At 27.0% G+C, this 21,748-nt stretch carries 18 protein-coding genes; 6 read left to right on the top strand and 12 right to left on the bottom strand.

The genetic code is table 11. The features are described from left to right. Window position 1: 1 nt before the first annotated feature. From J5A73_RS02125 to J5A73_RS02110, 4 genes are all read right to left on the bottom strand, one after another. Window positions 2-208: a hypothetical protein gene (locus J5A73_RS02125; RefSeq protein ID WP_211616212.1), complete on the bottom strand. Its 207-nt coding sequence runs from the start codon at window positions 206-208 to the stop codon at window positions 2-4. A 1,773-nt stretch (window positions 209-1,981) separates the two neighbouring features. After that, the gene (rpsI, locus tag J5A73_RS02120) at window positions 1,982-2,380 is read right to left on the bottom strand and encodes a 30S ribosomal protein S9 (RefSeq protein WP_211616210.1); all 399 of its coding nucleotides are present in this window, start codon (window positions 2,378-2,380) and stop codon (window positions 1,982-1,984) included. Between the two features lie 13 nt (window positions 2,381-2,393). Continuing rightward, complete coding sequence (rplM, locus tag J5A73_RS02115; protein ID WP_211616208.1) at window positions 2,394-2,828, bottom strand: 50S ribosomal protein L13; 435 nt, start codon at window positions 2,826-2,828, stop codon at window positions 2,394-2,396. Window positions 2,829-3,085: 257 nt separating this feature from the next. Next, complete coding sequence (locus J5A73_RS02110; protein WP_211616206.1) at window positions 3,086-3,586, bottom strand: hypothetical protein; 501 nt, start codon at window positions 3,584-3,586, stop codon at window positions 3,086-3,088. Between the two features lie 250 nt (window positions 3,587-3,836). Between J5A73_RS02110 and J5A73_RS02105 the strand changes: the two genes are divergently transcribed. Both J5A73_RS02105 and J5A73_RS02100 read left to right on the top strand, forming a co-directional pair. Further along, entirely contained in the window at window positions 3,837-4,934 is a 1,098-nt protein-coding gene (locus J5A73_RS02105) for an acyltransferase (RefSeq protein ID WP_211616204.1), read from the top strand. Next, entirely contained in the window at window positions 4,925-6,208 is a 1,284-nt protein-coding gene (locus tag J5A73_RS02100) for a sugar transferase (RefSeq protein WP_211616202.1), read from the top strand. The genes J5A73_RS02105 and J5A73_RS02100 overlap by 10 nt, the downstream gene beginning before the upstream one ends. Before the next feature lie 534 nt (window positions 6,209-6,742). On the opposite strand, the gene J5A73_RS02095 is transcribed toward J5A73_RS02100, so the two are convergent. Then, window positions 6,743-8,413 carry a formate--tetrahydrofolate ligase gene (locus J5A73_RS02095; protein WP_211616200.1) on the bottom strand — a complete coding sequence of 557 codons (1,671 nt, stop codon included), beginning with the start codon at window positions 8,411-8,413 and terminating at the stop codon, window positions 6,743-6,745. A gap of 358 nt (window positions 8,414-8,771) precedes the next feature. Here J5A73_RS02095 and J5A73_RS02090 point away from each other — a divergent pair, with 358 nt between their 5' ends. Beyond that, the gene (locus J5A73_RS02090) at window positions 8,772-9,170 is read left to right on the top strand and encodes a hypothetical protein (protein WP_211616198.1); all 399 of its coding nucleotides are present in this window, start codon (window positions 8,772-8,774) and stop codon (window positions 9,168-9,170) included. Between the two features lie 327 nt (window positions 9,171-9,497). On the opposite strand, the gene J5A73_RS02085 is transcribed toward J5A73_RS02090, so the two are convergent. Genes J5A73_RS02085 through J5A73_RS02070 form a run of 4 tightly spaced genes read right to left on the bottom strand, consistent with a single transcriptional unit; the run spans window position 9,498 to window position 13,909 of the window. Next, the gene (locus J5A73_RS02085; protein WP_211616196.1) at window positions 9,498-11,465 is read right to left on the bottom strand and encodes a fructose-specific PTS transporter subunit EIIC; all 1,968 of its coding nucleotides are present in this window, start codon (window positions 11,463-11,465) and stop codon (window positions 9,498-9,500) included. Between the two features lie 48 nt (window positions 11,466-11,513). Beyond that, complete coding sequence (gene pfkB / locus J5A73_RS02080) at window positions 11,514-12,431, bottom strand: 1-phosphofructokinase (RefSeq protein WP_211616194.1); 918 nt, start codon at window positions 12,429-12,431, stop codon at window positions 11,514-11,516. 30 nt (window positions 12,432-12,461) lie between these two features. Further along, a complete protein-coding gene (locus J5A73_RS02075; protein WP_211616192.1) occupies window positions 12,462-13,340 on the bottom strand; it encodes a hypothetical protein in 879 nt (292 codons plus the stop codon). Window positions 13,341-13,363: 23 nt separating this feature from the next. After that, window positions 13,364-13,909, bottom strand: coding sequence for a hypothetical protein (locus tag J5A73_RS02070; RefSeq protein WP_211616190.1), 546 nt, complete (start codon window positions 13,907-13,909; stop codon window positions 13,364-13,366). A 257-nt stretch (window positions 13,910-14,166) separates the two neighbouring features. Between J5A73_RS02070 and J5A73_RS02065 the strand changes: the two genes are divergently transcribed. Then, a complete protein-coding gene (locus tag J5A73_RS02065; protein ID WP_211616188.1) occupies window positions 14,167-15,588 on the top strand; it encodes a phospholipase D-like domain-containing protein in 1,422 nt (473 codons plus the stop codon). A gap of 48 nt (window positions 15,589-15,636) precedes the next feature. On the opposite strand, the gene J5A73_RS10400 is transcribed toward J5A73_RS02065, so the two are convergent. The 3 genes from J5A73_RS10400 to J5A73_RS10390 form a co-directional block, all read right to left on the bottom strand. Continuing rightward, window positions 15,637-17,145: a hypothetical protein gene (locus tag J5A73_RS10400; RefSeq protein WP_249069346.1), complete on the bottom strand. Its 1,509-nt coding sequence runs from the start codon at window positions 17,143-17,145 to the stop codon at window positions 15,637-15,639. Then, window positions 17,142-17,801, bottom strand: coding sequence for a hypothetical protein (locus J5A73_RS10395; protein ID WP_249069450.1), 660 nt, complete (start codon window positions 17,799-17,801; stop codon window positions 17,142-17,144). The genes J5A73_RS10400 and J5A73_RS10395 overlap by 4 nt, the downstream gene beginning before the upstream one ends. 518 nt (window positions 17,802-18,319) lie before the next feature. Then, on the bottom strand, window positions 18,320-19,243 hold the full coding sequence (locus tag J5A73_RS10390; protein ID WP_249069345.1) for an AAA family ATPase: 924 nt from the start codon (window positions 19,241-19,243) through the stop codon (window positions 18,320-18,322). A gap of 317 nt (window positions 19,244-19,560) precedes the next feature. On the opposite strand from J5A73_RS10390, the gene J5A73_RS02055 reads away from it, so the two are divergent. Further along, on the top strand, window positions 19,561-20,559 hold the full coding sequence (locus tag J5A73_RS02055) for a DNA polymerase III subunit delta (protein ID WP_249069344.1): 999 nt from the start codon (window positions 19,561-19,563) through the stop codon (window positions 20,557-20,559). Window positions 20,560-20,671: 112 nt separating this feature from the next. After that, window positions 20,672-21,682, top strand: a complete 1,011-nt coding sequence (asnA, locus tag J5A73_RS02050) for an aspartate--ammonia ligase (RefSeq protein ID WP_211616186.1) — start codon at window positions 20,672-20,674, stop codon at window positions 21,680-21,682. Window positions 21,683-21,748 lie beyond the last annotated feature (66 nt).

Here is a 21,748-nt window from a genome sequence, read left to right as displayed (position 1 = left end):
GCTATCGCATTTCGCTTATTGATTCCATAGCAGCTTCTTTTTGTGAATCTGACAAGTTGTCAAAAGTATCAGAGAATGAAATTGAAGCTAGACTTAAAATTCCAGACAAGATAAAAGATATTAATAATGAGTCCGAATAGTGGACATCTTTACATCTTTTAGCAAATGCTCTTAAATCTTTTGCGATTTTAGCTAAATTGTTAGTCATAATGTAAACACTCCTTTAAAATATAATTTACAAGAAAATTTAAAAGTAATTTTTTCATAGAAACTTAGAGTGATGGCGAGTGAGTGATGATGCCAAAGAATCTATTACCAAAGTTATTTCAAAATTTCCTTACATGAAAAGAACGAAAAAGGAAAATCTCTTTCTCTTTTTGAAAATTTTCTAAAAAAACAAAATTCCCAAAGGATTGTTCAAAACCCCAGAAAAAGTTATAGCAAACTTTATTAAATACACAATTCTCCCATAAATTAGAGAGTTATTTTTGTGTCAATTTAATAAAATTTTATTGATTCCTATAATTTTCCTTTATTTTACAACATTTATTAAAAAATTTCAATACTTTTTTATAAAAAAAGTAAAAATATTCGCATTTTTTTAACCTCTATTTAATCAAAAATTCCAACCCAAAATTTTTTTCCTTAGAATTTTTTTCATTTACCCTTATATTTCCTAGCAACAAAAAAAATAAAATTAAAAAAAATCAAAAAATAATAATTATCTTTTAATTAAAAATTAAATTATATTTTTTTTTAATATATTCATATATTTCATAAATACTAACATCTCAAAACAAAAACTAAAGAAAAATTTCCTATTTTCATTCAAATATTTTTATTTCTAATTATCCTCTAACAACTAATTTCATATTTTGTAATAATTATAATTTTATATTTAATATTTTTTTATAAAATTAATAAAAAATCACAGTTAAATTAATAACTGTGATTTATATTTTTTATATTGACTTTCTTCTAAAATATGCTATAATATAATCAAATAAAATTCGATTATTGTCAAGCCCTTGTTGTTGGGCTTATTTTTTTTTACCTTTTTTCCATTTCAGAAATTTCATAATCCAAAATGCACAAAAAAGAATTATTATTAATACTGATAGTGTCAACTGTATCTTTTCATACATATAAACTACCCCTTTCTTTTAATAACTAAAGTGTAGAGAAAGGCTAGAGGGTCTGGCAACCATAGCCCTTGTTGTTATATTTATTTCTTCTTGTTTTCTCCGTCTTTATACTCTTTGTATATCATATATACGAATTGTAATATTGTACAGATACTAGCAAGTAGATGGATTTTTTCGATTATTGTCATTTTGCTTAAACCTCCTTTCCGTTCTCTACGGAATTATTATATTGCATCTCTTGAAATTTGTCAACATACTATCACAGTCATAACTTAATTGCCATTGTCCTGTTTTTTACATAAAAAAATCACAGTTAAATTAATAACTGTGATTTATATTTTTTGTATTGACTTTTTTTTAAAATATGCTATAATATAACCAAATAAAATTCGATTATGTTTAAGCCTTCGTTGTTGGGTTTATTTTTTTTTACCTTTATTTTTTATTATTTTTGACTTCTTTTTATCCTGAACCTCCCACGGCTAAAGCCACAGGGTTTTAAAATCTTTAAAAGTATTTAAAAATTTCTAAGAAGTTTGATAGCGCAACAACTATCCTTATTCTTTTAGGCGTGTTCAGCTCACCCCTATTGTATAGGACAACATTTAAGTCCACAACTTTACTTTTCTTTAGAACATTTAAACTCCATTACAGTCTTCAATCAAAGATATTATATCATATATTCTACATTTTATCTACTAAAATTTTTCCATATGCTTACTAAATTTTTGTGCAATTCATCTCACGACTAAAAGTCCCGAGTGTTCTTGCTTTATTTAATAAAATAAAAAAATCCCTGAAAACTAATGTTTTCAAGGATATATGAAATAATAAAATTATCTTTTTGAGAATTGTGGACTTCTTCTTGCTTTCTTTTTCCCGTATTTCTTTCTTTCAACCATTCTTGAATCTCTTGTTAAGAATCCTGCTTCTTTTAGTGCACCTCTTAATTCAGCGTCAGCTTCTAATAATGCTCTTGAAACACCGTGTCTGATAGCTCCTGCTTGACCTGTATTTCCTCCACCGTTTACATTAACTTTTACTCCAAATTTGTTTAAAGTTTCTGTCAATTCTAATGGTTGTTCTACGATTTTAGCTAAGATTTCTCTTCCACCAAAATATTCTCTCATTTCTTTTCCGTTAATTGTTACTCCAGTTTCACCTGGTACTAATCTTACTCTTGCTACTGATGTTTTTCTTCTTCCTGTTCCTAAATATTGAATTTTTCCTGCCACGAAATTTTACCTCCTATAAATCTATTCTTTCTGGTTTTTGTGCTGTATGCGCATGTTCATTTCCTACAAATACTTTAAGTCTGCCAATCATTTGACTTCCTAATTTATTTTTTGGTAACATTCTTTCAACGGCTTTTCTTATTACTTCAGTAGGTTGTTTTTCTAACATTTCTTGCAAACTTCTAACTTTTAAACCACCTGGATAACCACTGTGTCTATAATATTTTTTATCTGTTAATTTTTTCCCTGTAACTGCGATTTTTTCAGCATTTGTTACAACAACAAAATCTCCACCATCAACATGTGGTGTATAGCTTGGTTTATTTTTACCCATAAGTCTTACTGCGATTTCTGCAGCAACTTTACCAAGTATTTTCCCTTCAGCGTCTATTTCATACCAGTTTCTTGTAACTTCTTCTTTTTTTTGCATTTTAGTGTATTTACTCACTATTCATCCTCCTATTTGTTCTATTTAATTTTATTCGGATAACGGTCCTTTGTGGGAAAGGCTCATATTTAAATATAATTATATATCATTTTTTCTTCTTTGTCAACAAATAATCATTAATTTTTTGTAGCTTATCAAACAAAAATAGAGCTGACCGCCAAGTAAGCTCTATTTTTATTTATTTTTAAAATCCATTTTTTATTTTTTTATTTTTTTTTATTTTCTTTATTTTTTTATTTTCTTTTTTTATCTTATATTTATTTACAAAGTTTTTTTAAAATTTGCACTTCAAATTGTTCAAGTTCAAACGAATCATCCATTCCATAAAAATAATTCAATATTTTATTTGTTTCTTGCAATAGAGCATTTCCTCTTAATGAAATTTCATCAGCAACAATATCAATATTTTTTTTAAATTCATCAATATCGTCTATGTTATAAATTTTAGCTTTTCTTTTAGCTTCTTCAGTATAATCTAACGAGAAAAAGAAACCGCTTGATGTTGTTGTAGTTGCGCAATCAGTTGCTATAAATAATACTACAAGGCAAAGCACAATCAAAGCGCTTACGAGCATTGAAATTCCAAGCTGATCCAATAAAACTGAACCATTGAAAATATATGAGAGCATTGCAAAAATACATATACTTGAAACAACTACAAAAACTAAGGCGCTTTGGCTTACAAGCTCAAACTTTTTTTCGAGATTCATTTTTTCAGAAAGTTTAACAAAATCTACAAAATTTTCATTCTTTTCCATGTATATAACTCCTTCTAAATTTTATAATTTATTATATCACAAAATTCAAATTCTTATTATTTTTTTAGCTATTTATTTTAATTTTTTTATTTTTATAATATAATAATAAAAATTTCACAAAATTATTTTATCATATTTTTTTATTTTTTCAAAATTTTTTAAATTAATAAAATAAAAAATAGTTAGTTCACAAAATTATCAAATTGTGATAAAATTAATAAATAACAATAAAATAACTGGAGAAATATTTATGTATAATAAAGAAAAAGTTTCATTTTTTTTTCGATTTGATTCACTAAAATTCACAGCAATAATTATGGTTATTTTTATTCACATCGTCTGCGGAAAACTTTATCAGATTGAAGATGGCAAAATTTCTTATGAATGGATTATTTCCAATGTCATCGACAGTTTTTGCAGAAGCTGTGTTCCGATTTTTGTCATGATTAGTGGATTTTTTTTGCTTGGAAAAGACGAAAAAATTACAGTTTTCTTTAAAAAGCGAATTTTAAAAATTGTTCCAAAATTTTTGATTTATTCGGTAATTTTTTATCTTTTTACAATGATTTTTAAAAATCATAGTTTTGAAAATAGTATGCTTTTAAAAAAAAGTTTTTATATAAATTTTATAAAACAGCTGTTAAATAGAAAAATTTATTATCATTTATGGTATGTCTATATGATAATTTCAATTTATCTTATAACGCCAGTTTTGCGGAAATTTGTTTTTTGGGATAGAGAAAAAAATTTTCAAAATACAAAATATTTGATATCAATTTGGATATTTTTTTTAATTTTTATTCCATTTTTAAACACTTTTTTAAAATTAAATATAAAAATTTATGAGCAAGTTGGCGAATACGCTGGATATTTTTTACTCGGATATTTAATCGGAAACAAAAAAGTTACGATTTTTAAAAATAAAAAAGTTAGCATAATTTTATTTTTTTTGTTTAACATTATGATTATTTATTTGACTTATATCTTTACAAAAAAAGATGGAAAATTATTTGAATATTTTTACGATTATCACTCAATATTTGTATTTTTAATATCAATTATTATTTTCGAATTTGCAGTAAATTTTGAAACAAAGAAAAAAAAAGAATTAAATAAAAAAGTTTTTGGCTTAGAAAAATTTATAAAAATTGTGTCAGCTATGACATTTGATGTTTATTTAATGCATCCAATATTTGTATTTTTTTGTGAGAAACATTTAATAAATAAAATAAATTATGGAAAATATATAATTATTTCATTTTGTTGCGTATTTTTTTTGTCGCTTTTTATAAGTTTGTTTTTTTATTATATTAAAAAATTGTTAGGAAGAGGTGTGATATGGCAGTAAGCAGTGTTAGAAAAAATTATTTGGCATTATTTTGGATACTTACGATAGTTGTTTATTTTGTAGGTCTTATTATTATAAATAGAGGACTTGGTTTTAGAAATATAGGAATTTTTGGAGTTGCGTTAATTTCATATTATGTTGGAAATATTTACAACATTTCAGCTGGAAAATATCGGCTTCGTGATATGGCAGTTGTCTGTATCATAAACTTTATTTTTGCAGCCGTAGCCAATTTTCTAAAAATATTTACATTTTATGAAGCAATAGCTCTATTTGGAATAATTGCTATGTTTCAAATTGTTTTTAGATATATTATAATCGTGGGAGTCGTTGAAAGACAAAGAATTATGTTTATCGGAGAAAACGACTATACTCAAGATTTACTTGAAAGCATAAAAAACGATGAGCAATACAGATTTATTGACCATTACAAAAATATTCGAAAAAAAGATTATGGATATGATATATTAAAAATTTGTGATTTAAAAAAAATAGATATAATTGTCGATTTTTCAGAAAATTTACTTATAAATCCAAAAATTGTTGACAAACTTTTAAAAAATAAATTAAAAGGACTTCAATATTACAACTATTTGGAATTTTACGAAATGTATGAAAATAAATTGCCAGTTTCACATCTGAGTCCAAAGTGGTTTTTAGAAAATACAGGTTTTGAAATTTATCACAATAATTTCAATTTAAAAGCCAAAAGAATATTAGATATTATTTTTGCGCTATTAATAGGAATTTGCGTAATCCCAATTATGATAATTGCCGCAATAATCATAAAACTTGAATCAAAAGGACCAATATTTTTCATTCAGGAAAGAATTGGCGAAGGAAACAAACCTTTTAAAATTGTAAAATTTCGTTCGATGACGACTGATGCCGAAAAAGATGGACCAAAATGGGCGACAAAAAACGATAACCGTGTCACAAAATTTGGAAAATTTATGCGTCTTACAAGAGTTGATGAATTGCCACAGCTGTGGAATGTCTTAAAAGGTGAGATGAGCTTTGTAGGACCAAGACCTGAGCGAGAATTTTTTATAAAGCAGCTAGAAAAGGAAATAATGTACTATAACTTAAGACATACTGTAAAACCAGGACTTACAGGTTGGGCGCAAGTTATGTACCCATACGGAGCAAGTATTGAAGACGCCTACAGAAAATTACAATATGACTTATATTACATAAAAAATCACGATATTTTATTCGATATGAAAATTTTATTAAAAACTATCACAATTGTAATTTTTGGAAAAGGAAGATAATATAAAATAAAATTAAGATAAGATACAATAAAATAAGATACAATAAAATAAAATAAGATAAAATAAAATAGACCTGTTCGATAACTATACAAACTTAGAATTTAATAAAACAAACATCTTGAAGCAAGGGGTCTTGACCCCTTGTATAGATAAAAAAACTTAGGTTATCGAACATATCTAATAAAATAAAATATATTTTAAATAATAGAAATAAAGAAAGATAAAAAGATAAAAATAATAAAGATATAAATTAAGAAATTACAAAATTAAATAAAGAAAAAATAAAATAAAAAAAAATAATAATAAAAAGAAAAAGAATAAAGAAAGAGAGTTTATTGTGAACTACTCCCGCTTTTAGAAGAGGGAGCTTCTTGGGAAGTATCTGCTTCTGTTAGCTAAATATATTTACCAAGCTCTTTGGGCAGTCCCTGCCCTGATGTACGAGTATTATACCATATAATAATTATTATTTCAAGTTATGTTCTGCAATTCATCTCCCTCTTGTAGAAGAGGGAGACTTCTTGCTAGATATTGTTAAAATAATCCTGAAATTACTCCATTTTCATCTATGTCAATTAACTCAGCCGCCGGTTTTCTCGGAAGTCCTGGCATATCTATTATTTCTCCAGCCATTGCTACCAAAAATCCTGCTCCAGCTGACAATCTTATTTCATTTATTGTAATTTTAAATCCTTTTGGTCGTCCCAATAGATTTGGATTGTCAGAAAGTGATTTTTGAGTTTTTGAAACACAAATTGGAAGTTTGTCATATCCATTTTCCACATATTTTTGAATATTTTTTTTCGCCTTTGCAGAAAAGTTTACTCCGTCTGCTCCATAAATTTCTTTTGCGATTTTTTCAATTTTTTCTTGAATTGTCAAATCTAAATCATAAAGCGGAGTATATTTTTTATCTGACTTTTCATTTTTTTCGATAGCGTCCATCACTTTTTCAACAAGCTCTTTTCCACCTTCTCCACCTTTTTCCCAAATTTCACAAAGAGCAACTTCTACATCTTTTTTCTTACAAAAATCTCTTATTATTTCAACTTCTGCATCCGTATCAGTTATAAATTTATTAATTGCTACAACAACTGGAATATTATATTTTTGCATACTTTCAATATGTTTTTCCAAATTTTCAAGTCCTTTTGAAAGAGTTTCGCAATTCTCAGTTTTCAAGTCTTTGTCACCACCGTGATGTTTTAGCGCTCTGACAGTTGCAACTATTACAACTGCATTAGGTTCAAGTCCTCCAAATCTAGCTTTTATGTCCAAAAATTTTTCAGCACCCAAGTCCGCAGCAAATCCAGCTTCTGTCACAACATAGTCCGATAATTTTAATGCCATTTTTGTTGCAATCAGAGAATTACATCCATGAGCAATGTTAGCAAATGGTCCACCGTGAATAAATACAGGCGTATTTTCCAATGTCTGCACTAAGTTTGGCTTTATAGCATCTTTTAAAAGTGCTGCAACCGCACCTTGAATATTTAACTGTTTTACTTTTAACATTTCACCTTTTCTGTTATAGGCAAAAACAATTTCTCCAATTCTATTTTTTAAATCGCTAATTGAATCAGCTAGACAAAAGATAGCCATAATTTCTGAGGCAACAGTGATTTGGAATGAATTTTCCCTAGGAGTTCCATTTACTTTCGGTCCAAGACCAACTACTATGCTTCTCAAATTTCTGTCATTCATATCGACAACTCTTTTAAAAGTAATATTGTTTACATCAATGTCAAGTTCATTTCCAAAATGAATGTGATTGTCAATACAAGCTGAAATTAAGTTGTGTGCAGCTCCTATTGCGTGAATATCTCCTGTAAAATGAAGATTAATTTCTTCCATTGGAACAACTTGCGACATTCCACCTCCAGCAGCTCCACCTTTCATACCAAAAACAGGACCAAGCGATGGCTCTCTTAATGCTGCAATAGACTTATATCCAAGTTTATTTAACGCTTGAGTAAGTCCAACTGTAACAGTTGATTTTCCTTCACCAGGAGGTGTTGGCGTCACAGCTGTCATCAAAATCAATTTTCCATCTTTTTTGTCAGCATTTCTTTTTAAAACATCAAGACTAACTTTGGCTTTATATTTCCCATAAAGTTCATAGTCATCTTCAGAAAGTCCAATACTTTGCGCAATTTCACTAATTTTTTTCAATTTGGCCTTTTGAGCAATTTCTATATCTGTCATTTTTCCTCCTAAAAATTATTATTTAAATTTATTTTATTATTCACATTTATATTATACTAAAAAATGTTATTATAAGTCCAGTATTTTTAAAAATTTTGTTTATTTAAAATAATTTATTTTTATAAAAATTAATAAAATTTTATTTAAAAATTTTTTTAATATTAAAAATGCTGAATTATTGTATAAAAAAATAAATATTTCAATAATTTTAATTTTAAATTAATTTTTATATTTTAAATAAACTAATAAAAATAAATATTTTCAAAAAATCTAAAATAAAAAAAAATATACCTTATTTATTATTTATAAATATATTAAAATTATTAAAATTAAAAAAATAAAAAAGAGGAGGAGATTAATGAGAAACATTGAAAACAATACGGTTTGTTTAAATGTTGCTAATTTAAAAGAATTTAAACAAAAAATAAAAAATAAGTTTTGTTCATCTGAATTAGGTGTTTTTGATGAAAATATCATTAAAATTCAGATTAAAGACTTGAATTTTGGAGTTTGTTTTCTAAAGAATAAAAAAAGAAATGGAGATTTTTTTGTAATAAAGACCGACAAATTGTTAGATTGTGGACAATTTGAGATATTTTCAGAAAAGAAAAATTTTTATTCCGATCTTTATTTTTTAATTTTTTATTCAAGTGAAAAAGAAAAATATGAAAATTTCGAAATACTTTTACAAAAAATCAGTGACGACATTTTCAGAAAAAATATTGAAAAAATAAAAAATAAAAAAGATGCAATTTAAAAATTATGTTTTCAATTTTTACTTTATTATTTGATTTAAACATTTAAAAATTTAAAGAATTAAAAATTAATACTATTCCCTGTTTAAAAATCAAATATTAAGTTTAATCTACTAAAAAGATTTATAATGTATTCGTTATCGTTATTCAAATAGGGTTTAGTATAAAATTAAAAAGGATTAACTTTTTTCATGAATAGAAGTTAATCCTTAGTTTATTTTGATTTTATTTTATTTATTTTAGATTATCTTATTTTGCTTTATATGAACTACTCCCGCTTGTAGAAGCCGAAGACTTCTTACTCTCTTTTGTTAAATAACCAGACAGGTTTATTTTTCAACTTTTTTCTTTAATAATCCCAATAACACTGCTGATACAATCGCACCAATTATAACTGCAAACAAATATAAGAAGAATCCGTTTCCACCATTTGCAGTCTTACTTAATCCCATTACTAAAATTCCTCCATGAGGTGCTGGTATTTTAACTCTGAATAATCCAATTAAAGCTCCAGCTACTGCTGAACCTACAACACTTGCTGGTATTACCCTTGTAGGATCTGCTGCTGCATAAGGAATTGCACCTTCTGTAATGAATGAGAATCCCATGATGTAGTTTGTAAGTCCTGCCTCTCTTTCTTGTGCAGTAAATTTACTCTTAAATAATGTAGATGCTAATGCAATTGCTATCGGTGGTACCATTCCTCCAGCCATAACTGCTGCCATTGAGAAAGTTCCTCCTGAAGTCATTGCTGCTGATGTCAATGTTCCTGTTCCAAATACATACGCTACTTTGTTTATAGGACCACCCATATCTACGGACATCATTCCACCTAATATTGCTCCTAATAATATTGCACTCGCTCCTTGCATTGAAGATAACCCATTATTTAACCAAACATTTATGAAAGTAGCTATCGGATTAACAACTACCCACATTATTGTCCCTGTTATTAATACCGACAATACTGGATATAATAAAATCATTTTTAACCCATTTAATGATCTTGGTAATCCTGACAATGCTTTTATTAAAAGTTTAACTACTACACCTGCTAAAAATCCACCAATTAATGCACCAATAAATCCTGAAACTGGACCATCTTTAACTATTGGCTGAGTTGCCAAAAATCCTGCAACAAGACCTGGCGTTAATGCAGCTCTTTCACTCATACTAAATGCTATATACCCACCTAAAATTGGCAAGAACAATCCAAATGCCGCTTTCCCAACTGTCATCAATAATTTAGCTAATTGACTTGTTGTACCAAATTTATCTCCTGCATTTGCATGACCTGTCAATGTATCAACTAAAAATGCCAACGCAATTAAAATTCCTCCACTTATTACCAATGGTAACATGTAAGAAACCCCACTTAATAAGTGTTTGTAAAGTCCTTTTTTATCACTAGAAGCTTCTTCACCTGAAGAATCTTTTGAAGAACCACTCGCATGGAAAATAGGTGCTTTTCCATCTAAAACTTTTTGAATTAATTCTTTTGCATTATTAATTCCTTCTTTTGCTTCCACTTGAATCAATGGTTTTCCATCAAATCTATCAACTTCGATATTTCTATTTATTGCCAAGATAACACCTTTTGCTTTTTTGATGTCGTCACTTGTCAATATGTCCTTTCTACCGTCTGCTCCATTTGTTTCTACTTTAATTTTTACTCCCATTTCTTCAGCTGCTTTTTTCAATGCTGCCGCTGCCATATATGTATGTGCAATTCCTGTTGGACAAGCTGTTGCTGCGATAATGTAAGGTTCATCACCTGAAGATGTAGAGTTAGCCACTGGTGCTTCTTTTGCTTCTTCTTTTTTAGCTTCATCTGGAAATTTTTTTGCTTCTGTTTTATTAATAATATCTAAAACTGCATCTGCTGTTGGAGCTTTTTCCAAAGCCGCTTTAAAATCATCATCCAATAACAATTGTGAAAGTCTAGCTAATGTTTCGATGTGAGTATTATTCGCTCCATCTGGTGCAGCAATCATAAAGAACAATGTTGCTGGTTCATCATCTAATGATTGATAATCAATCCCACTCGTTTTTCTTCCCATTGCAAGTGCAGGTTCTTTTACATATTTTGTTTTTGCATGAGGAATTGCAATCCCTTCACCAATACCTGTTGAACTTTGTGCTTCTCTAGCCTCCAATGCTTCAACATATCCTTCATAGTCATTTAACACACCTGTTTTTTCATGCAATTTTGCAAGTTCTCTAATAAGGCTAGGCTTGTCATTTGCTTGAACATCTAGGTTTATTCTATCTTTAATTAGTAAATCTGATATTCTCATATCTTTCCACCTTTCTTTTTTATTTTTATATTTTAATTTTTAATAATTTTATAAATTTTCTTTTAAAATTTCAATTTCGCTATACAATTTATCAACTAAATCTTTTTCTGCCATTCCATAAGAATAAGCTGTCGCACTTCCTGAAGCCACTGCCAATTTGAAAGCATCTTCTGTAGACATTCCTTTAACAAATCCTGCCACAAATCCTGCTACCATCGAATCTCCAGCTCCAATAGAATTAATCAATTTCCCTTTAGGAACACTAGCTTCCAATACAAATTCTTTATTTACAAGCAAAGCTCCATCTCCACCACGAGATAAAATTACATTTTTTACCCCTCTATCCAAGAAATATTTACATTTTTCAACAATTTCCTGTTTAGTTTCTAATTTTTCACCAAACATATCTCTCAATTCATGAATATTTGGTTTAACGAAAAGATTGTTATGAATATTGTCTTGCAATAAGTTTCCTCTTGTATCAAGCACTATTTCTACATTTGCTTTTACATTTTCTGATAATTCTTTATAAATTTTGTTACTAATAGATGAAGGGATACTTCCAGATAATACCAAAATGTCTCCATCTTTCAAGTCAGCCATTTTCTTTACTAATTCTTGTAATTTTTCATCTGTTATTTTTGGCGAAACTCCAGTTAATTCTGTTTCTTTGTCGTTTCCATTAACTTTTACATTAATTCTTGTGATTCCATCTAATTCTACAAATTCTGATTTTATTCCATCTTTTTGTAAATCTTTTACAATGAAATCTCCTACAAATCCTGCAACATATCCTATCGCTGTAGATTCAATTCCTAAGTTTTTCAAAACTTTTGAAACATTAATTCCTTTTCCACCTGCTCTGTAATTTACCTCTTTTGCAAGATTCAAGTTTTCTGCTTCCAATTCATTTTCCAAATACATGTCGTAATCCAATGCAGGATTTAGTGTCAATGTGTAAATCATCTTTTCCTCCTCAAATTTTTATAAATTTTTTTATTTATTAATCATTCTATATTTTATAATTCTTTTGTCCGAAATCAAAATATAAATTTCATTTTCAATTATACATATTTTTTGTATTTCTTCATCTGAAACTTTTTCTTTTCTCAATATTTTAAAATCTTTATCGGTAATTATCATCGTTCCATCAACTAGTCCAATAAAAAATTTTTCTTCATCTTCTTCTATATAATTAATTTTTATATCCGCTATTTTTATAGAATTGTACAATTCTTTGTCCAAAATATTCCAAACTTCTATTTCGCCTTCTTCCGTTCCCGCAAAATATTTAATCCCAACTATTTTGGAATAAGTGTGGTCATTTTCAGTTTTTATTTCAAATATTTTTTTTAATTTATTTTCAAAAATATAAATTATATTATTTTCTTTTTCTTCTTCCCTAAATTTAATTATAACATTTTCACCACTTGTAAAAATATCATAATTTCCAATTTTTTTATTTTTATTTATTTTTGTAAAAATTAATTCTTGCGTATCCACATCGTAAGAAAACAATGTGTTATCTTCTATATAGACAATTCTTCCACTCGTTATAAAATTCATAGCTGTGATTAACTTATCTGTTTCAAAGACAAGTGCTTTTATTTTCTTTTTATTTCCATCACATTTGTAAACTTTCCCATTTGGAGTTGAAACAAAAAACATACTTGATACAAACAATTGATTTTTTTCTTTTATATATTTTATAATTTTACTATTTTTTACTTTTCCGCCAATTTCTTTTTCAAATATTCCTTTTTTAAAAAAAATTAATTTCTCGCCAGTTGTAATAATTCTTTTATTTACAGGCTCTACGCCAAAATCATTAACTTTTGTTTTATATGCTATATCTTCTTCTAAAATTATATCCATTTTTTACTTTCCCAAACATTGTTTTAATAAACAATATCTTCAGTTGGTCCATATCCATTTTTTTGGAATATGTCAACTACATTGTTATTCATTTTAGAAAAAATCTCGCTGTTGTAGTACATCTTCCAGTCGCCATCAGGTTTTGTTGTGTCAAAAATATATTTGAAAAACATATATGTATCATTTTGCTTAGCGTCGTAAATATATAATCTATATGTATAAAATTGCGGTTTTTCTTTTAAATTTTTTGCTGGAATATTATCTGGAACTAATTTTGCAATATCATTTTCAAAATCTAGCAAAATATTCATAATATTTTCATAAGTCAATTCTTTTTTTTCTTTTTCATTATAAACAAGTCCAACTTCCAAATTTCCAGTGCCAATATAATATGTTAAATAATCTCTGTCAACATCACAGTAAATATTTCCTTTTAAATTCATCTTATTAGTATTAATCAATTCTATCTCTTTTTTTACATAAAAATTAGGATTTTTAATCCAATGACAAGTCCCCGAAAAAGAAATTCCAGAAATTAGAAATGCCAACGAAAACACAAATTTTTTCATTTCAAAAACTCTCCTTATAGTAGTAGGATAAAACTTATTTTTTTATTTTTTTTTTATATAACTTATATATTTTATCCCTTAAGTTCGTAAGAAATTTTACCATATTTTTTAACTAATTACAAGGGAGAACATTAGGAAAAAGTGGCTTAAAATATTTATATCTGAAAATTACTTTGATTTACTAAAAAACAAAAAAATATTGATTTTTACAAAAAATAATTGTATTATTTAGTGAGAATCGAAAAAGGAGATTTTTTATGCGGAAAAAAAATATTTTTTTAATTTTACTTATTTTTATGTCGATATTTTCATGCAAAAGTTATGAAAAAATGGGACTTCAAACCAAAACTAATGTCTACAATGCCGACAATGTCGACTTTTACTATGATTTGACTTACAAAAAAGATGGCGTAACACATTATGAAAGACAAATTTGGGATCAGGCTTATGATATTTTGGACAACGCTCATAACTTTTTTCTTATGGACATTTTTGTCTTTAACGACTGGGTTGGAAAAGGTGTGGAAGAAAAATTGCATCCACTTCCAATCGCTGAAGAATTTGCTCAAAAAATTCTGGAAAAAAAGAAAAAAGAACCAAATGTTGAAATTTATTTGATACTCGATGAAAGCAACACTTTTTACGGTGCATTTGACAATCCAACTCACAAAAAATTGGAAGAAGCTGGAGTAAAAATAGGCTATGTTGATTTAGCAAAATTGCGTGACCCGCTGCACTTGTATTCAACACCTTGGCGACTTTTTATAAGACCTTTTGGAAATCCTAAAAATGTTGGAAAAACAAAAAATCCAGCTTATGAAGGAACTGACCCAGTTACGATTAGAAGTATTTTAAGAGCGCTAAACGCCAAAGCTGACCACAGAAAATTGATTATGAATGAAAATACAGCTATGCTAACTTCTGCAAATCCACACGCCGAAGGTTCAAGACATTCAAATGTAGCTTTTAAATTTTCTTCGCCAATCATTCAAAAAATTTACGATGCTGAAAAACCAGTTGCAAGAATTACAAAAAAAGATGGAAATTTAAAACAAAATTTACCAAATAAAAAATTTGAAATTCCAGATTCTCAAAATGACAAAATTAAGTTGCAATATTTTACTGAAGGAGCGACTGGAATTGATATTTCAAAAGAACTAAAAAAGACAAAATCTGGCGACAAAGTTGTAATAGCGCAGTTCTTTTTGGCGGACAGGAAAATTATTAATGATATAAGAAAAGCTGCTAAAAAAGGCGTAAAATTTGAAATAATCTTAAATAATTCAACGGCAGGTTTTCCAAACAAAGCTTCCGCAGGAGAACTTATGAAATTTGCACGAAAACATAACTATGATATCACCGTTAGATTTTACAACAGAGGTGAAGAGATGTATCATGTAAAAATGATGTCTATTTTCAAAAAAGATTATATGATAACTTATGGCGGTTCAACTAACTTTACAAGAAGAAATATGAGAAATTATAATTTAGAGAATGAAATAAAAATAGTTTCGAGTTACGACCAAAAAGTTTCAAAACAAATTTCAGATTACTACGACAGACTTTGGACAAATAGAGACGGCGAATTCACTTTGCCTTATGATGAAAATAAAAACGAAGGAGTTTTTAACGATTTACTTTTTAGATTTGTTGAAATGAATGGGATTGGAATTTTTTAAAAAATTATGGGGAACAAAAATTCCCCATTTTTTATATTAAATATTATATTATACATCAACTGAAACAACTTTAGTTTCCCCAATTTCTTTATTCATCGTAATTCCATAAAGTCTGTGTGAACCTTTCATAGTTTCTTTATTGTGCGTGATTAAGATAAACTGCGATTTATCAGTAAAATCGTGAAGCAGTTCCACAATTTTTTTCGTATTTTTTTCATCAAGAGCCGCTTCAATTTCGTCAAAAAAAGTAAAAGGACTCGGTCTGAACATAAAAATTGCCATAATAAACGAAACTGCCAACATTGATTTTTCTCCACCCGACAAAAGTAAAAGCGACTGCTCAGGTTTATTCTTGTATTTTACGCTTAGCTCAAGTCCAGTTGTCAAAACATCTTCAGGTGTTACCAATTTTATATTTCCCCTTGCTCCATTCAAAATATTTTCGCACATATATTCAAAATTTTTATTAATTTCTTTGTAAGCGGTCAAAAATTTTACTCGCACTTCATTTTCAATTTCTTCAATAAATTCCAAAAGTGTTTTTCGGCTTTCCACCAAATCTTTTTTTTGATTCACAAGATTTTCATATTCTTTATTTTCACGCTCAAATTTTTCAATCGACGACAAGTCAACTTCTCCAATTTCCGCACGACTTTTTTCATTTTTAGAAAATTCTTTTTTTATTTCCAAAAATTCTTTTTCATTGCTTATCTCAAAATATTCTTCATCTTGCATAACTTTGCTTTCTTCAATTTCTCCAATTTTTTCAGTTTCAAAATTCAAATCTTTTTCATTTTTTTTAATTTTTTCAGATAATTTTTCATTTTCACTTTGAAACTTAACAATTTCAATTTCTAAATTTTTTAGTTCTCCCAAAATTTCTCGCTCAAACTTTTCAAATTTTTGAATTTCTTCTTCATTTTTTTTAATTTCGGACAAAATATTTTTATTTGCATTTTCATATTTAGAAATTTCATTTTCTTTAGAAAAAATTTCAGAATTTAATTTTTTCTGTAAAATTTCTTTTTCATTTTCAAATTTTACAATATTTTCAATTTCTCTCAAATTTTTTTTATAGTCGCTGTAAATTTCGTCATATCTTTTTTTATTGCTCTCTTTTTTCACTTTCAAAATTTCATAATCTTTATCAACGATATTTAATTTTTGCAAAAATTTTTCCGTATTTTCAATTTTAGAACTCTCAATTTTAAGTTTTTCCAATTTTAAATTATTTTCTTTAATATATTCGTCAATTTTTTTTATTAACTCAAGATTTTGAAAAAGTTTTTTTTCTTTTTCCGAAATAAAATCGTCAATTTGAGAAATTTCATATTCCAAAGTGTCAATCGACCTTTTTTCTCGTAAAAAATTTCCGTTAAAATTATCATAATTTTTTACAAACTCGCTATATTCATTTTGAAATTCTCTAAAATTATTTTGCAACTCATTTTTCCTTCTGTCAATTTTTTCAGCTTTTTCAAAAATTTTTTCAACTTTTTCATTAAACTCAAAAAACTTTTCTTCTTTTTCCAAAATTTTTTCTTCTAATTTTTTCAATTCTTTTTTTGAAAAAGAAGCTCATCTCTTCTCTGCGAAAATCCTCCAGTCATTCTTCCACGAGAAGTGATAATATCGCCGTTAAGCGTCACAATTCTGTCACTAAAACCTTTTTTTAAAAGTTCAATTCCAATTTCCAAATTTTGTACAATAACAGAATTTCCATAAACAAAATGAACAACTTTTTCCAAGTTTTTATCAAATTTCACAATATTTCTTGCAAAATCAATTATTCCATTTTGACCTTTCGTATTTGAAACAATGCTTTTTTTCTCACTTTCACTAAATTCGTCAGACAATTTTTTTGAAAAATTTTTCTCAATTTTTGGAAGAAAATTCAAACTTTTAAAAACTTTTATATCGTTCATCGGCAAAAATGAAGCTCTTCCCATTTTTTCTTTTTTCAAAAGTTCAATGCAATTTCGTGCAACTTCAGTATTTTGTGTGACAATATCTTGAAACATTCCGCCTGACAAAGTTTGAATTGCCGCTTCAAAGCCAAAGGGAATTTCAATCAAATTTACAAAAGCTCCTACAACTCCATTTATTTTTTTGTCTAATATGTATTTAATGCTTTTGTTAAAAGTTTCATTGTTTTCAATCGCACTAGAAATCGCATTTTTTTTAATTTTCAAATTTTGAAGCTCAAAATTCATTTTATTTTTATTTTTCACATTTTCCGAATGTTTTTCTCGCAAATCATCAATTTCATTTGTTAAGCTAGAAATCTCCTTTTCACTCTGCGCTTTTTCCTTTTCTTTTTTTTCCTTTTGAAATTCAAATTTTTCTTTTTCTTGAATAAATTTTTCAAAATTCTCTTTTAATTTTTCTATTTGTGAAAAATTTCTTTTTTTCTCGTTTTTAGACAAAAAAATCCTTTTTTCCAAATCTTCATTTTCTCCAGCAATTTTTATTTTGTCAATCTCTAAATTAGAATTTTTTTGAGTTCTCTCTTTTAACTCTTTTTCGATTTTTTCACTTCTATTTTTTATTTCTAAAACTTTTTTATAAATTTCTTTTTTTTCTTTTTCTTTTTCAAAAAATTGTCTTTCCAAAATTTCTAATTCATTTTTTGAATCATTTAAAATTTTTTCTTTAGAAGAAATTTCAATTTCCAAATCTTTTTTTCTTTTCTCTTTTTCCAAAGCCTCAATTTCTAAATTAGAACTTTTATTCAAAATCTTAGAATACTCATCTTTAAGTTTTTCAATTTCGCCAAAATTACTATTTCTCTGTTTTTTTTGTAAAACAAGATTTTTTTTAGCTTCATCATTTTTTTTGCCAACTTTTTCCGACTCTTCTCGCTTCTCAGACAAATTTTTTTCCAATTTTTCCAATTTTTCCAAAATTTCACTATTTTTTTCTTCAAACTCATCACGCAAAAATTTTTTTCATTAATTCCATATTCCAGAATCATAAATTTTTGGGTGTCCATTTTATCAGAAATATTTTTGTAAAGTCTTGCTTTTTTTTGCTCAACTTTAAGGTCTTCCACTCTTTTTGACAAACTTTTTTCTACATAATCAATTTTTTCAATTTCATTTTTGACATTTTCAAGTTTTTTCGTAGCTTCTTCCTTCTCATTCTTAGCCTTTTTAACTCCAGCCGCTTCCTCAATTATTTCTCTAAGCTCTTTTGGTGAAGACCCAATTATCCTCTCAACTCGTCCTTGACCAATTACAGAATAAGCCTGTTTCCCAATTCCTGTATCCAAAAACAAGTTGTGAATATCTTTTAGACGAATTCTTTCGTTATTCAAAAAATATTGATTTTCCCCACTTTTAAAAATTTTCCGAGTGATTTTCACATCTGTAAAATCAATGTCCAAATATTTATCATCGTTGTTAATATAAAGACTAACTTCTGCTTGATTTTTTGCCTTTTTATTTTTTCCTCCAGAAAAAATTACATCTGAACTCTCTTTCGCCCTAATATTTTTATAACTTTGTTCTCCCAAAACCCAAAGAATTGCATCCAAAATATTACTTTTCCCACTTCCATTCGGTCCTACAATCGAAGTTATTCCGCTGTCAAACTCAATTACCGTTTTATTTGCAAACGACTTAAAGCCGTTTATCTCCAATGCCTTTAAATACATCGCTTTTCCTTTCAAAAATTTTATTTTTTATTTTTTTTAATATTTATACTTTAATTTTTATTTTACTTATCTTACTTATTTTACCTTATTTTTTTTATTTTATCACAAGTAAAAAAATACTTCAAACGAAAAAAATTAATGTCGCTAAATAATAATTATTGTGATATAATTTTAGAACATAAAGTTAGAATATTAAAATAAATAAATTAATTAATAAAGAGAAAAATAAAAAAAATAAAAAATAAAAATAAAAATAAAAGAAAAAAAATTGAATTAAATTAATTAATAAATAAAATTTAAAAAAAATAATAAAAATTTTGAAAAGAGGTAAAATGATTTATTTTATTGGTGGAACAAAATTTAGAGAATTTAAATATTTTGAAATTTTAAATAAATTAAGAGAAAAAAATCCTAATATCTCTGAGAGCTTTTTTGATGCAGAACTTAAGGAAGATGAAAATTTTCTTCAAAAAATTTCGATAAATTCTATTTTTTCTTCGCAGGAACTCGTTGTGTTAAAAAGGTCTCAAAAAATTAAAAAATTTGAAACATTTTTGAAAAACATCGCTAATTTGGATATAATAAATAAGCAAATTATTATTGACTATGAAAAAGAAGATGGAAAATTGAATGCCGAGCTAAAAAAAACTCTTGATAATCTTGAAAAAGATAAAAAAATTAAAAATTTTTTGTTTTTAAAAGATGAAGATATTGAAATACAAAATTATGTTATGCTTGAGCTGAAAATAAATAAAAAAAATGCTAGTTCACTTTTGGAAATGATTGGAACAAATCCTTTTAAAGTAAAAAATGAAATTGAAAAAATAAAAATTTTTTTAGGTGGAGAAAATTTTGATTTAAAAAAACTAAAGAATATTATTTCTATAGAAAAAGAGTATAAAATTTATGAAATAACTAAAGAAATTTTATCAAATAGAATAAATGAAGTTATGAAATATTTAGAGCAAACTAAAGAATATATGGGAGTGCTTTATTCACTGTATAACGAATTGGAAGTTTTATATAAAATAAAAATTTTAAAAAAAGAAGGTAAACAATTTAGCTCTAATTATAACACTTTTAAAATTCAGTTTGAAAAAGTAAAAGAAGCATTTAAAACAAATAACAGAATTCCAAATTCGTACGCTATTTTCAAAAAATTGGAATTAGAGAAAAATTATAGTTTAGAAAGTTTAAAAAAATTAGTATATCGCTCGTGGAAAGTTGAAAATTCTATAAAAACAGGAAAAATTGAGATGAGTGCTGGAGTTGAAACACTGATAATGCAGATTTATTCGCTTTATAAAAAAAAATAAAAGCCATTTTCTAATTTTTTTTATAAAAATAAAAAAATTTGACAAAAATTTAGAATTTTGCTAACATAAACGGGTAGAAAAAATAAAATTTGAGAAAAGAAGGAGAAAAATTATGTCAAGTATTTTTATACCAGAAGGTTATGACCCAAAATACGGGATAATGGAAACAGAAATTGCGATTAAGTTCGTAAAAGATTTTTTTGAAAAAGAACTTTCAAGCGCATTAAATTTAACAAGAATATCGGCACCGTTATTCGTAAAAAAGGCTTCGGGGTTAAATGACAACCTAAATGGCGTGGAAAGACCAGTTGCATTTGAAACAAAAGAAGTTCCTGGCGAAACATTAGAAATCGTACATTCACTTGCAAAATGGAAAAGAATGGCGTTAAAAAGATATAAAGTTCCTGTAGGACAAGGAATTTATACAGATATGAACGCAATTAGAAGAGATGAAAACATGGACAACACACACTCAATCTATGTTGACCAATGGGATTGGGAAAAAGTTATCACAAAAGAAGATAGAAATTTTGATTTTTTAAAAGAAACTGTTAGAAAAATATACAAAGTCTTTTTAAATACAGAAAGAGAACTTAGTGCTAGATTTGAAAAAGTAAAAATCAATTTACCAAATGAAGTTACTTTCATAACTTCACAAGAATTAGAAAATTTATATCCAAATTTAACTCCAGAAGAAAGAGAAAATGAATTTGCAAAAAGTAGGGGAGCAATTTTCGTTATGCAAATTGGAAAAGTTTTAGCTTCTGGACAAAGACACGACGGTCGTGCTCCAGACTATGATGACTGGGAATTAAACGGAGACTTGATTTTGTGGGATCCTGCTTTAAATCATTCATTGGAATTATCTTCAATGGGAATCCGTGTTGACAAAGACGCACTAGAGAGACAATTAAAAGAATTGAATTTGGAAGAAAGAAAAGAATTAGATTTCCACAAACAACTTTTAAATGGAGAATTACCGCTAACAATCGGTGGTGGAATTGGACAATCAAGAATTTGCATGTTCTTTTTGCAAAAAGCACACATTGGAGAAGTTCAAGCTTCATTCTGGACTGAAGATATTAAAAAAGTTTGCCGTGAAAATGGAATAAACTTATTATAAAAATATAAATATCTTGATACAAAGAATTTTGAATTTTTGTTAAAATAAAAATTACTCACTTAAACT

Source organism: Leptotrichia sp. oral taxon 218 (genome assembly GCF_018128225.1).
Taxonomy (GTDB): Bacteria; Fusobacteriota; Fusobacteriia; order Fusobacteriales; family Leptotrichiaceae; genus Leptotrichia.
Note: the sequence above shows the minus strand (reverse complement) of the source record. Positions and strands in the feature narration are given on the sequence as shown.